10 protein-coding genes are annotated in these 13,296 nt (G+C 68.6%); 5 read left to right on the top strand and 5 right to left on the bottom strand.

Annotated features, from left to right (window positions below):
- Positions 1–10: 10 nt before the first annotated feature.
- Both JNB50_RS09740 and JNB50_RS09735 read right to left on the bottom strand, forming a co-directional pair.
- Positions 11–1,627, bottom strand: a complete 1,617-nt coding sequence (locus JNB50_RS09740; RefSeq protein WP_208039919.1) for an ABC transporter substrate-binding protein — start codon at positions 1,625–1,627, stop codon at positions 11–13.
- Positions 1,627–2,835: a dipeptidase gene (locus JNB50_RS09735; protein ID WP_208039918.1), complete on the bottom strand. Its 1,209-nt coding sequence runs from the start codon at positions 2,833–2,835 to the stop codon at positions 1,627–1,629. The genes JNB50_RS09740 and JNB50_RS09735 overlap by 1 nt, the downstream gene beginning before the upstream one ends.
- A 188-nt stretch (positions 2,836–3,023) precedes the next feature.
- Here JNB50_RS09735 and JNB50_RS09730 point away from each other — a divergent pair, with 188 nt between their 5' ends.
- Positions 3,024–4,031, top strand: coding sequence for an ABC transporter ATP-binding protein (locus JNB50_RS09730; protein ID WP_208039917.1), 1,008 nt, complete (start codon positions 3,024–3,026; stop codon positions 4,029–4,031).
- Positions 4,015–5,091 (top strand): oligopeptide/dipeptide ABC transporter ATP-binding protein, encoded by a 1,077-nt coding sequence (locus tag JNB50_RS09725; RefSeq protein ID WP_307794671.1) that lies wholly within the window; start codon positions 4,015–4,017, stop codon positions 5,089–5,091. The genes JNB50_RS09730 and JNB50_RS09725 overlap by 17 nt, the downstream gene beginning before the upstream one ends.
- Positions 5,092–5,114: 23 nt before the next feature.
- Here JNB50_RS09725 and JNB50_RS09720 read toward each other — a convergent pair whose 3' ends face one another.
- Positions 5,115–5,951, bottom strand: a complete 837-nt coding sequence (locus tag JNB50_RS09720) for a sulfurtransferase (protein WP_208039916.1) — start codon at positions 5,949–5,951, stop codon at positions 5,115–5,117.
- 58 nt (positions 5,952–6,009) lie between these two features.
- Between JNB50_RS09720 and JNB50_RS09715 the strand changes: the two genes are divergently transcribed.
- Together JNB50_RS09715 and JNB50_RS09710 are read left to right on the top strand one after the other, a co-directional pair.
- Positions 6,010–6,561, top strand: a complete 552-nt coding sequence (locus JNB50_RS09715) for a TetR/AcrR family transcriptional regulator (RefSeq protein ID WP_208039915.1) — start codon at positions 6,010–6,012, stop codon at positions 6,559–6,561.
- Between the two features lie 82 nt (positions 6,562–6,643).
- On the top strand, positions 6,644–8,071 hold the full coding sequence (locus tag JNB50_RS09710; RefSeq protein WP_208039914.1) for a DHA2 family efflux MFS transporter permease subunit: 1,428 nt from the start codon (positions 6,644–6,646) through the stop codon (positions 8,069–8,071).
- A 77-nt stretch (positions 8,072–8,148) separates the two neighbouring features.
- Here JNB50_RS09710 and JNB50_RS09705 read toward each other — a convergent pair whose 3' ends face one another.
- A complete protein-coding gene (locus tag JNB50_RS09705; protein WP_208039913.1) occupies positions 8,149–9,138 on the bottom strand; it encodes a ribonucleotide-diphosphate reductase subunit beta in 990 nt (329 codons plus the stop codon).
- A gap of 118 nt (positions 9,139–9,256) precedes the next feature.
- Positions 9,257–11,746, bottom strand: coding sequence for a ribonucleoside-diphosphate reductase subunit alpha (locus JNB50_RS09700; protein ID WP_208039912.1), 2,490 nt, complete (start codon positions 11,744–11,746; stop codon positions 9,257–9,259).
- Between the two features lie 286 nt (positions 11,747–12,032).
- Here JNB50_RS09700 and JNB50_RS09695 point away from each other — a divergent pair, with 286 nt between their 5' ends.
- A complete protein-coding gene (locus JNB50_RS09695) occupies positions 12,033–13,244 on the top strand; it encodes an MFS transporter (protein ID WP_208039911.1) in 1,212 nt (403 codons plus the stop codon).
- Positions 13,245–13,296: the final 52 nt, after the last annotated feature.

Raw genomic sequence — 13,296 nt, 5'->3', positions numbered from 1 at the left:
GGGGCCCTTCTTACTTGCCGGTCGGGTGCGCGCTCGCGAGCGACACCGGGTTGACGATGGACAGCAGCTCGCTGGGCTTGGACACGAACCCGGTCCACTTCGAGCTGTGGGCGAAGTACAGGTTCTGCGTGTACATGATGTTGTCGTACACGTTGTCCCGCACGATCTTCGCCGCCTCGCGCATCAGCTTGACCTTCTTGTCCTTGTCGGTCGTCGCGGTGCCCTGGGCGATCAGATCGTTGAGCTTCGCGTCGTCGACGTAGGAGTAGTTGATCGCGCCGCCCGGCAGGTAGGCGAGCGTCATGTTCGTCACCGGGTCGTCCATGATGGCGAAGTTGCCCGCATAGATGTCGAAGTCGCCCTTGTTGGTCATCGCGAGATAGGTGTTGCGCTCGGTGCCCTGCAACTCGATCGCGATTCCCGCCTTGGCCGCGCTGTCCTTCACCAGAGTGGCCCACTGGCTGGTGACGCTGTCCTGCAGCGAGTAGATGAGGCGGAACTTCACCGGGAACATGCCGTCGGAACCGGCCGCGTAGCCGGCCTTCTGCATGAGCGACCGCGACTCGTCGGTGTCGAAGGCGTACTCCTTGATCGACGGGTCGTAGTAGTTCTTCAGCACCGGCATCAGCGGGCTGGAACCCGTCGACACCGCCTGGCCCTGCAGCACGACCTTGCGGATGGCGTTGTAGTCGACCGCGTGCGCGAGCGCCTGACGCACCTCCACCTTGGCGAGGTCCGGGTTGTTCATGTTGTAGGTCATGTGCGCGTAGCCGAGACCCACGGCCTCCTCGACGGAGACGCCGGTGGTGGACTTGAGCTTGGCGACCTGCGCCGGCGGTAGCGCGTTGGCGATCACGTCGACCTCACCGCTCTGCAGCGCCAGGATCTCGGTGTTGATGTCGGGGAACACACGGTAGACGACCTTGGCCGACAGCGGCGTCCCGCCCTTCACCAGCGGATAGTCGGCGACGCGGTCGAGCGTGTAGCTCTGGCCGACCTGCACCTTGCTGAGCACGTACGGCCCTGCGCTGACCCAGCCGCCGTCCTTGCCGTCGTTCGGGAAGGTGGCGACGGAGTCGGCCTTCTCGAAGATGTGCTTCGGGACGATGTTGCCCCAGAAGCCGATCTCCTCCACGATCGACGAGTCCGGCTGGGTGAGCGTGAACTCGACGCGGGTCTTGGAGACCGCCTTCGCCGTGTCCAGGTTCACCAGCTGGCCGTAGAACGTGCCGGACGGCTTGTCCTTCTTGACGGCGTTCATCGTCCAGGCGACGTCCTCGGCGGTGAGCGGCTGGCCGTCGCTCCACTTCAGGTCGTCCCGGATCTCGTAGTAGCCGGTGGTGTCGTTCACATACCCCCACTTGGTCGCCAGCTGCGGCTCCTTGGAACCGTCGTTCGCGATGCTCAGCAGGTGCGGGTACATGAGGTTCGTAATCCAGTAGTCGCTGCGGCTGTTGCCGACGAGCGGGTTGTAGTTCACGACGTCGGTGGTGGTCGCCACCGTGAGCGTCTGCGAGCCGGCGGTCGCCGTGCTCGCGGCGGGCGGTGCGCTGGGGGCGCACGCGCTCAGGGCGAGCGCCGAGGCGGCGAGTGCCGCCGCGGCGATCGCGATCTTCCGTGGGCGCATCAGACCCACACCTCCTTCAGGACCCGCATCGTGTTGCCACCCACGACGGCGCGGATCTCGTCGTCGGAGTAGTTGTGCTTCACCAGCCAGCCGATGATGTTGTAGAACTCCTCGGCCGGGTTCTCGAGGCCGTCGACGTACTCGACCTTCTCGTAGTCGACGTGCCCGTGCGCCTGGCCGATGGACAGGTTGGACGAGAACGCGTCGTGCAGTCCGACGTGGTCGCCGAAGAGCGTGTCAGGGCCGAAGCTGACGTGCTCGAGGCCGACCAGGTCGACGCAGTACTGGAAGTGGTCCATGACCGACTCCAGCGAGTGCCGCGGGTGCTGCGGCGAGAGCGTGGTGTGCGGGGCGGCCTCGATGCCGATCACGCCGCCGCGCTTGGCGCACTCGATGATGGTCTCGTCGGTCTTCATCCGGTTGGTCGGCCAGAGGCCGCGCGCTCCCGCGTGGGTGATGAACACCGGCTGCGTGGAGGCCTTGATCGCGTCGACGGCCGTGCGGTCGCCGGAGTGCGAGACGTCGATGGCGATGCCGAGCTTGTTCATCCGCTCGATGGCGCGCTCGCCGAAGTAGGTGAGGCCGCCGTCGCCGCGCTCCTTCAGGCCGGAGCCGAGGTAGTTCGCCTCCGAGTAGGCGATGCCCATCTGGCGCACGCCGAACCCGTAGAGCACGTCGAGGCGGTCGACCTCGTTCTCGATGGGCGTCGCGGCCTCGAGCGCGAAGATGTGCGCGATGCGCCCGGTCTCTGCCGCGTACTCGATGTCCTTGATCGTCTCGCCCTTGATGACGAAGTCCTGGTGGGCGAGGTCGGCCATCCGCACGCCGAGGTCGAACAGCACGTCCTGGTACTTCCAACCGGCGTCGCTCGAGATGCAGCAGGTGCCGTCCATGCCGTTGTCGAAGACGGCGGTGATGCCCGAGCGGCTGAGGCCCTCGTAGCCGGTTGGTTCGCGGCCCTGGCGGATGTGGTCGCGGAGCTGGGTCATGTCCTCCGGGAACACCTGCACGTGGTCGTGCAGCGAGATCACGGTGGACTCGGTGAGGAGGCTGGTCGTGCGCTCCTTCTGGGCGTCGCTGAGGTCGAGTCCGGCGTAGGCGGGAACGCGGCCGATCTGCTGGGCGTAGCGGAACTCGCGGTAGTCCTTTCCTGCCTCGAGGTAGTCGTACGCCGTGTAGCCGGTATAGCGCGGGGAGGGGTCGAGCACGCGGTCTCCTTTGATTCCTGGTGAGGTGGGTGATTCCTGGTGAGGTGGTGTCGAGAGTGCGCCGCGAGGCGCAGTAGGACACAATCTCGCGGATATCCGGCATCTGTGTCAATATTGATTTAAAAATTCGGCAAATCTGTTTCCCGATTGAAACATTCCGGAAATCACTCTCATGCGAGGATGTCAGCGTGGACACCAGAAACGATCGCGCGGCCGAGGTGCTGCGCGTACGCAACCTCTCCGTGGCCTTCACGGGCTCGGGGCCCGACGTACCCGCGGTCAGGGAGGTCGACCTCCGGGTCGGCCGCGGCGAGTTCGTCGCACTGCTCGGCGAGTCCGGCTCCGGCAAGTCCGTCACCGCCCGCGCGGTGATGGGGCTCGGCGACGAATACACCCGCGTCACGGCCGACGAGCTGCGGCTCGGCGAGATCGACCTCCTCGCGATCGACGAGGAGGCCAGGCGCCGGCTGCGCGGCGAGCGGATCGCACTCGTGCTGCAGGACGCACTCTCTGCGCTCAACCCCGTGATGACGATCGGCGACCAGATCGGCGAGCTGTTCCGCGTGCACCGCGGGGCCACCCGCAGGCAGGCGCGCGCCCGCGCCGTCGAGCTGCTCGGGCTGGTCGGCATCCCGGCGCCCGCACGACGGGTCGACGACTACCCGCACCAGTTCTCCGGCGGCATGCGCCAGCGCATCCTGATCGCGATGGCGATCGCCCTCGAGCCCGAGCTGCTGATCGCCGACGAGCCGACCACCGCGCTGGACGTGACAGTGCAGGCCCAGATCCTCGATCTCCTTGGCTCGCTGCGCGACCAGCTCGGGATGGGCGTCCTCCTCATCACCCACGACCTCGGCGTGGTGATGGAGGTCGCCGACCACGTCTCGGTCATGTACGCCGGCCGCATCGTCGAGTCGGGCAGCGCCGACGCGGTCTTCGACCACCCGGCCCACCCCTACACGCAGGCGCTGCTGCGGTCCGTGCCGCAGGCGGCGCAGCGCGGGTCCGATCTCCTCACCATCCCCGGTTCGCCGCCCAGCCCGGCGCGCGTGCCGAGCGGCTGCTCGTTCCACCCGCGCTGCCACCTCGCGGTGGACGCGTGCGCCACCAGCCGGCCTCCGCTCGTGGAGGTCGCCGCCGGCAGGCAGGCCGCCTGCCTCCGATCCGAGGAGCTCATCGGTGAACTCGTCCCCTGACCCCCGCGCCGCGACGCTGGACCGACCGGCCGCGGACGGCCGCGCGGGCGGCCGATTCGACGACCGCGACATCGTCCTCAGCGCCTCCGGACTCGTGCGCCGGTTCGCGACCGGATCGCGACTGAAGGGCGCCACCGTCTCGGCCGTCGACGGCGTCAGCCTCGACCTGCACGCGGGCGAGGTGCTCGGCATCGTCGGCGAGTCCGGCTGCGGCAAGTCCACCCTCGCCCGCATGCTCGTCGGCCTCGAACGCCCGGACGGCGGCACGATCAGCTACCGCGGGCGCGATGTCAGCCGCGGGCGCCTGAGCGACAGGAAGCATCTGCGCCAGGGCGTCCAGATGATCTTCCAGGACCCGTACGCCTCCCTCGACCCGCGGCTGACCGTGCTCGACATCGTGACGGAGCCGCTCGCGGCGTCGCACGCGATGGGCCGCGCAGCACGCCGGGCGCGCGCTGTCGAGCTGCTCGAACTGGTGGGCCTCGGCGAGGAGATGCTCGGCCGCTTCGCGCACCAGTTCTCCGGCGGTCAGCGGCAGCGCATCGGCATCGCGCGGGCGCTCGCCCTCGACCCGGACGTGCTGGTCTGCGACGAGCCCGTTTCGGCGCTCGACGTGTCGGTGCAGGCGCAGGTGATCAACCTCCTCGCCGACCTCCGCCAGCGGCTCGGCGTGTCCATCGTGTTCATCGCGCACGATCTGTCGGTCGTGCGCCACCTCGCCGACCGGGTCGCCGTGATGTACCTCGGCCGCATCGCGGAGCTCGGCGACACCGAGGCGATCTACGACGCCCCGTCGCACCCGTACACGAAGTCACTGCTCTCGGCGACGCCGACCGCGACGCGGGCGGGCCGCGGCCGGCTCGCGAAACGCCGCATGCTGATGGGTGAGCCGCCATCGCCGGTCGACCCGCCGGCCGGCTGCCGATTCAACCCGCGCTGCTGGCTCGCCACCGACGAATGCCGCACGACCGCGCCGGCCCTCCGGGAGTTCGGCGGGCGCGAGCTGCCGCTCCGGGAAGTCGCGTGCCACCACGCGGAGGAGGCGGTGGCGGCCGAGTAGCGGGCTCGGCGCACCGCCGGCCGTCAGGCGGCGCCGACGGCGACCGGACGGGCCGGGTCGTTCGACCAGGCCGAGAACGAGCCGGGGTAGAGCGCCGGGATCGGCAGGCCGGCGGCCTCCATCGCCAGGGCGGCGTGCGCGGCGGTGACGCCGGATCCGCAGTAGACGCCTACCCGGGTGTCCGCGTCGACGCCGAGAGCCGCGAAGCGCGCGGCGAGGTCGTCTGGCGGCAGCATCCGGCCGTCGGGGCCGATCGTCTCGGCCGTCGGGGCGCTCACGGCACCCGGGATGTGGCCGGCGCGCGGATCGACCGGCTCCACTTCGCCGCGGAAGCGCTCACCGGCCCGGGCATCGAGCAGCACGCCGTGCGCGGCGACGGACGCGGCCGTGTCCGCATCCAGCACCGGCAACTGACCGTACTCGAGGTGGACGGTCCCTGGCGTGACCTCCGGCGCACCTGTCTCGAGGGCTCCTCCGGCGGCGACCCAGGCGGTCAGGCCGCCGTCGAGCACGCGCACGTTCTCGAATCCCGCGTGCCGCAGCAGCCACCAGGCCCGAGCGGCAGAGGTGCCGGAGACGTCGTCGTAGACCACTGCGGCATCGCCGTCGTTCAGCCCCCAGCCGCGGGCGGCGGCCTCGAAGTCGACGATCTCCGGCAGCGGATGCCGACCGTCGGTCGGCAGGCCGTGGCCGGCGAGCTCGGTGTCGAGGTCGACGTAGACGGCCGACGGGAGGTGGCCCTTCGCGAACTCCTCGCGGCCGGGAGGGCCTCCGAGCTTCCAGCGGACGTCGAGCACGCGCGGAGGGTTCGGCCCGGTCAGGGCGGCGGCGAGCTCAGCGACGGAGACGAGAGGATTCATCCCCCGATTCTCGCACGGCTCTTGCGCCCGTCAGAAGAGTGAGTGTACAGTCACTCACATGCCACGAACGCTCTCCACCGCCGAGGATCGCCGCGAAGCCGTCCTCGCCAGCGCCATCGCCGTCTTCGCACGCAGCGGCTACCTGGGTACCCCCATCGCCGCCGTCGCCGCGGACGCCGACATCTCGCCCGCCTATGTCTTCAAGCTGTTCCCCGGCAAGGAGAGCCTGTTCGTCGCCGCCCTCGATCGATGCTTCGAACTCATCGAAGCCGCACTCGAGCAGGGCGCCGACGCGGTCGGCGACGCAACCCCCGACGAGCTGCTCGACGCGATGGGAGGCGCATACGCCGAGCTCATCGCCGATCGCAGCCTCCTCATGCTCCAGGTGCATGCGCAGTCGGCGTCGGACGTCCCGGAGATCCGGGAGGCGCTGCGCCGCGGACTCGCCAGAGTCACCCGCTACGCCACGACGCGGACCGGCGCCGAGCCGGAGGCCGTCCAGCGCTTCATCGCCTTCGGCCAGCTCTGCCATCTCATCGTCACCGCCAGACTGAAGGACGTCCCCGACGCCTGGGCGGCCACGCTCACGCGCGGCATCCGTCACCCCTGATCACGAGACCGGGCAGGCCGCCCGGTTTACTCAGCCCTCAAGAGTGATTGATCAATCACTCACAGATCGAAAGGATCCAGAAATGTCCACCTCCACTGCCACAGCTTCCACCGGAGCAGCGCCCACTCGGCGCAGCGCACACCGCTGGTGGGCGCTCGCCGTCCTCGCGCTCGCCCAGTTCCTCGTCGTGCTCGACGCCTCCATCGTCAACATCGCCCTCCCCAGCGTCGGCGCCGCCCTCGGCCTCGACACGGCGGCCCTCGCCTGGGTGATCACGGCGTACGTCCTCCCCTTCGGCGGGCTGCTGCTCCTGGGCGGACGACTCGCCGACCGCTTCGGACACCGGCGCGTCTTCCTCATCGGGGTGGCCGGCTTCACCGCGGCCTCCCTGCTCGCCGGGCTGTCGATCGGCGGCGGGATGCTGCTCGCCGCCCGCGCGGTCCAGGGCGGGTTCGCGGCCCTGCTCGCGCCGGCCTCCCTCGCCCTGCTGACCCAGCTGTTCCCCGACGCCGAGGCGCGCGGCAAGGCGCTCGGCATCTGGGGCGCCGTCGCGGGCATGGGAAGCGCCGCCGGCGTCCTGCTCGGCGGGGTGCTGACCGCGGCGTTCGGCTGGCCTGCTGTGTTCTTCGTCAACGTCCCCGTCGGCATCCTGGTGCTGATCGTGCTGCCTCGACTCGTCGGGCGCGACCCACGCGGCGCCGCTGAGCGCATGGACGGCGCGGGCGCAGCCACCGCGACCCTCGGGCTCGCCGCGGTGGTCGCGGCGCTGAGCGAAGGCTCCGCGCTCGGCTGGACCCACCCGCTCGTGCTCGGACTCGCCGCGGCCGGGGTCGTGCTGCTCGCCGCGTTCGTCCTGATCGAGCGCCGGTCGGCGCACCCGCTGGTGCCGCTCCGGTTCTTCCGCAACCGGGATGCCGCGGCCGGCGACCTGGTGATGCTGCTCGTGGGAGGCGCGACCGTCGCCCTGTTCTTCGCGCTCTCCGTCTACCTCCAGGAGGTGCTGCGGCTGGACGCCCTAGCGGCCGGCCTGAGCCAGCTCCCCCTCGCCCTGGCGCTCGTCGCCGTGGCCGGACTGGTCCCCACCGTCGTCGCCCGGGTCGGTCTCCGCACGACACTCACCGGATCGCTCGTCCTGCTGGCCGCCGGGGTCGTCTGGTTCACGGTCGCCGCGCCCACCGGGCTGCTGACCGGGTTCATCCTCCCCAGCGTCGTGATCGGCGCCGGGCTGGGAGCCGCCTTCGTGACCGCGACGCAACTCGCCGTGCGCGGAGTGGCCGATCGGGAGTCCGGCCTCGCGAGCGGACTGGTCAACACCAGCCAGCAGATCGGCGGCGCCATCGGGCTGGCCGGCCTCGGAACGGTGGCGGCAGCACAGACCGCGACCCTCCTCGCCCAGGGCCACTCGCACGCGGACGCCACGGCGGGCGGCTTCCAGCTGCTCTTCGCCGGTGTCGCGGTTCTCGCGATCGTCGCCGCAGCCATCACCGTCCTCGTGCGCGGCCGGGGCTGAGCGGCGCCCACCGCATGCGCCGAAGGGCGGTTCCGGTCATCCCGGAACCGCCCTTCGGCGATGATGGTGCTGCGGACTCAGTGCCCGCTGGACGCCTTCGCGTTCGACTCGTACGACGTGTTGGTCGACTCGAAGAAGTTGACCAGCTCGAGCGTGTCGTTCGCGGTCGCCATCCACTTGGCCGGGTTGGAGACCTTGTACTCGGCCTCGAAGCCGAGCTCCTCCAGACGGCGGTCCGCCAGGTACTTGACGTACTGGTTGATGTAGTTGGCGTTCAGGCCCAGGATGCCGCCCGGCAGGAGGTCGCGGTTGTACTGCTCCTCCATCTCCACGGCGTCCAGGATCATCTGGCGGATCTCGTTCGCGAACTCCGGCGTCTGCAGGTCGGGGTTCTCCTCCAGCACCGTCAGGATGAGGTTGATGCCGAACTTCAGGTGCAGCGACTCGTCGCGCACCACCCAGTCGATCAGCGAACCGAAGTTGCGCAGCAGGTTCCGCTGGCGGAACGACAACGCGACCATGAAGCCCGAGTAGAACCAGATCCCCTCGAGGATGACGTTGTACGCCACCAGGTTGCGGATGAAGTCCCGCTTGCCCTCGGTCGTCGTGATGTCGAGCGTCTGCTCGGTCATCCGCTTGATGAAGCCGACCTCGAACTCCTCCTTGCGCGCCATCGACGGGATGTCGACGTGGGAGTTGTACGCCTGCTCGCGGTCGATCGGGAACGTCTCGAGGACGTACTCGAACGACATGCAGTGGTTGGCCTCCTCCCACATCTGCTTGGCGAGGTAGAGGTGCGCCTCCGCCGCGTTGATGTAGGGGTACACGCCGAACGCCAGCGCCTTGTTGACCAGGAGCTCGTTCGGGTTGAAGTAGCTCATCAGGAAGGTGACGGCGTGACGCTCCTCGTCGGTCATCTTCTTGAAGTCCGCGATGTCCTCACCGAGCTGGATCTCGTTGGGGAACCACGTGTTCGCCACGGCCTGGTCGTAGAGGTCCATCGCCCACTGGTACTTGACCGGCTTGAGCAGCAGTCCCTCTTCGATTCCCGTTCCCAGGATGCCCATCTGTGTTTCTCTTCTCTCGTGATCTCGTGCTGGCGCGGGGCTTACTGGCAGGACTCGCACTGCAGGTCGTCCATCGGGTCGACCGGCACGTAGTATTCCTCGATCTTGGTGCTGTTCATTACTTGTCACCCCCAGCGGCGTTGTTGGAGGTGAGGCCGCCGAAGCCGAACCCGCGGCGGGCCGGAGCGGCCGCGGGGGCCGTCTCGGTGACGGCGGGGGCAGCGGCCGGAGCACCGGCGCCGACCGTCGCGAAGCCGGTGCGGCCTCCCGAGATCTCTTCCGCCTTGTTGACCTTGACGGTCGACTGCTCGGCCTGGTGACGCGGCTTCATGTGCAGGTAGTAGGTGGTCTTGACACCCTTCTCCCACGCGGCGTAGTAGATGTCCATCATGTCGCCGAGATCACGCGTCTCGAGGTACATGTTGCGGCTGATCGCCTGGTCGATCCACTTCTGGGCACGCGCCGCGACCTCGATGAAGGCGTAGGGCGAGAGCTGGAAGCTGGTCTTGAACGTGGCCTTGACCTCGTCCGGGATCTCGGCGATGCCCTGGATGTCGCCCTGCGAGCGCAGGATCGACTCGCGGACGTCCTGCCAGATGCCCCGCTCCTGCAGCGTCTCGACCAGGTTGCGGTTGACCTCGAGGAACTTGCCCGAGGAGGTCGACCGGCTGAAGATCTGCGAGAACTGCGGGTCGAAGCCCGGCGTCGTACCGGCGACCAGGCCGATGGAGGCCGTCGGGGCGATCGCCATGAGGGTGGCGTTGCGCATGCCGCCCTTGACCTTCTCGCGCAGGCGGTCCCAGTCGAGACGGATCGTGCGGTCCACCGTGATCGGCACGCCGCGGTCGGCCTCCGTCAGCGCGATCGAGTCATAGGGAACCAGGCCCTTCGACCAGCGCGAGCCCTCGAAGTTCGGGTACGCGCCGCGCTCCTGCGCCAGGTCGGCGCTCTCGTCGATGGCCGCGTACGAGACGTGCTCCATGATCTCGTCGATCAGGGCGTACGCCTCTTCGCTCTCGTAGCTGAAGCCGAGGCGCTCGACGATGTCGGTGAAGCCCATGACACCCAGACCGATCGCGCGGTTCTGCTGGTTGGAGAAGTCGGCCTCGTCGACGCTGGAGACCGTGATGTCGATCAGGTTGTCCAGCTGGCGCACGGCCTGGCGGGCGCTCGCCTCGATGCGCTCCCAGTCCATCTTGCCGTCGATCAGGTGACGCGACAGGTTGATGGAGGCCAGGTTGCAGACCGAGACGTTGTCGCGGTCCTGCGGCAGCGTGATCTCGGTGCAGAGGTTGGAGAGGTGGATCGTGCCCGTGTTGTTGTTGAGGGCGCGGTTGTTGATCGTGTCCTTCCAGGTCAGCCACGGGTGGCTGGTGGTCTGCAGGCTCATCAGGATGTCCTTGAACTGCGCACGGGCGCTGATCTTCTTGAACATCCGCAGGCGGCCGGCCTCGGCCTCGTCGATGTAGTGCTGGAAGCGGGCCGAGAACTCCTTGCCGTAGAGCTCGTTGAGGTCGGAGACCTCCAGCGGGTCGAAGAGGTACCAGTCTTCGTCGTTCTGCACGCGCTTCATGAACTCGTCGCTGATCCACACGGCGGTGTTGGCGGTGCGGGTGCGGCGGTACGGGTCGCCCGAGTTCTGGCGGAGGTCGAGGAACTCGGGGAAGTCGAGGTGCCAGTTCTCCATGTAGAAGCAGAGCGCGCCGAACTTCTTGCCGCCGCGGCTGACCGCGCGGAGCACCGAGTCGATCGTGTGCATGAACGGGATCGGGCCGGTGGAGGTGGTGTTGTTCGAGCGGATGGGCGAGCCCTGGGCGCGCAGCTTGGTCACAGAGAGGCCGATGCCGCCGGTGCCCTTGGTGAGCCACATGACGTCGCGCACCGACTTGGCGATGTGCTCGATGTCGTCCTGCATCTCCATGACGAAGCAGTTGGAGAGCTGCGGGTAGGCGGTTCCCGCGTTGACGAGCGTGGAGCCCGCGGCGAGGTACTCGAGCTTGGACATCTTGTCGTAGAACGCGATGGCGTGCTCGGTCGGGTCGGCCTCGTTGAGGGAGAGGCCCATCGCGATGCGCATCCAGAAGTACTGGGGGACCTCGAGCGAGTCGCCGTTGCGGGCCTTGATGCCGTAGCGGTTGTTGAGGGTGACCACGCCGATGTACTTGAGCAGCTCGTCACGCGACGGGTCGAGGTAGCCGGCGAGGCGGTCGAGGTCGAAGAGCGAGGTGAAGCGCGAGTCGAGGAGCGTCTCGGAGACGCCGCGCTCGATGTAGCCGCGGAAGTGGCTGGAGTGGAGCTCGACGAGCTCGTCGAACCCCTCGTAGTCGCCGAGGACGCGCTTGTAGATGGTCTTGAGGAGGAGGCGCGCGGCCACGGTGTCGAATGCGGGGTCGTCCTTGACGTTCTGGAGGGCGACCTGGATGACCGCCTCGTCGAGCTGCTGGGTCGTGATGCCGTCGAACAGGGTCAGTTCCAGCTCGCTCGCGATCTGCGTGACCCAGGTGATGTTCTCATCCAGGCCGGCTGCCGCGTTCTCGATGGCCAGATTGATCTTGTTGGCGTCGTACGGCTCCCGCTCGCCGTTCCGCTTCACAACAGTGATAGCCACTTTCTCTCCCTCTTCCCGTGTTCTGGGTTCACACGAATATTCGGTTCACACAGTGCCGCTCGGACGAGCGGCGAAGTCCGTCGCGACAGCCTCCGGCCTCCCCGAGAATCGGCCGGACCCCCTGTCGCGTGAACCACTATATAGCCGGGTGCCGACATTTCCATGCCCCCATATCTAGTGGGCGTGTCATCCACAGGTGTGGGAAAGTTATGCACATTTCCACACCCCCTCGAACGGGTTCCACACCCCTTCCGCCACCCGCTGCGACCGATAGAGTGGGAAGACTGTGAGCAGCTACTCGAGCCTTCTGAAGACGCCGGGCGTCGCGCGTATCATCGCTGCCCAGCTGACCGCCCGGTTCCCGTTCGGGATGCTGTCGCTGGCCTTCCTGCTGCACATCGAACGCATCCACCACTCCTACGGGGCGGCCGGGCTCGTGCTGGGCGCGATGAGCATCGGCCAGGCCATCGCCGGCCCGATGACGAGCCGGCTGATGGGCGTGCTGGGCATGCGCACGGTCCTCTGGACGACGCTCGCGCTGTGCTCCGTCGCTGTCGCCGCGATCGGCGTGTTCGTCATGCCCATCCCCGTCACGATGGCGGTCGCGTTCTTCGCGGGGCTCAGCATGCCGCCCATCCAGCCCGCGGTGCGCACGATCTACCCGAAGATGGTCAACTCGCGGCAGCTCACCCCGCTGTTCTCGCTCGACGCCTCGGCCCAGGAGATCATCTGGATCGCCGGCCCCGTCGCGATCACGTTCGTCTCGACCCAGATCGGCACCGTCGAGGGCATCCTGATGTCGGTCGCGATCATGCTGCTCGGCGGGTTCTGGTTCATCTCGTCGCCCGAGGTCGGCCGCGTGCGCATCCCGCGCAGCAAGCGGCGGTTCGGCGTGGTGCTGGCCCGGCCTCCCGTGCTGCTGGCGACGGTCGTGGGCTTCCTGCTCATCGGGTCGTGCGCGGCCGTGGAGGCGGGCGTCGTCGCCAACTTCGGCGAAGGCTCGCCGTTCGCGGGCATCGTGCTCGCCATCTGGTCGCTCGGCTCACTGGTCGGCGGCCTGGCCTTCGGGCACGTCCCCATCGGGCCGTGGGCGACGGCGCGCCGCATGCTGATCGTCTTCGTCGGCGTCGTGATCTCCACCTTCATGCTGTGGTCGTGGTGGGGGCTGTCGCTCTCGCTCATCATCGCGGGCCTCGGGATCGCGCCGGCGCTCGCCGTGCTCTTCGCGATCGTCTCGGCGAGCGTCAAGTTCTCCGACACGGCGGAGGCCTACGGCTGGGTCGGCACCGGCCAGCTGATCGGAGCCGCGCTCGGCTCGGCGCTGGCGGGCTTCCTGATCGACGCCAACGGCCCTGTCGGTGCGTTCTGGGCCGCCGGCGCCTTCGCGCTCGTCGGCTTCCTCGTGCCGGCGCTGGCGTGGCGCGTCCACCCCGACCTGCGCGGCCGCGACGCCTCCCCCATCCCCGACACCGAGCCTGTCCCCGTCCAGCCCTCCTAGCCTCGGGCTCCCTCCCGCCGAGGGGCACGTTGTTGTCCCCCTCGGACGCCGA

Origin of the sequence: Leifsonia sp. TF02-11, assembly GCF_017565305.1 — a bacterium.
Taxonomy (GTDB): Bacteria; Actinomycetota; Actinomycetes; order Actinomycetales; family Microbacteriaceae; genus Leifsonia.
This window is presented reverse-complemented; position numbering and strand designations above follow the sequence as displayed.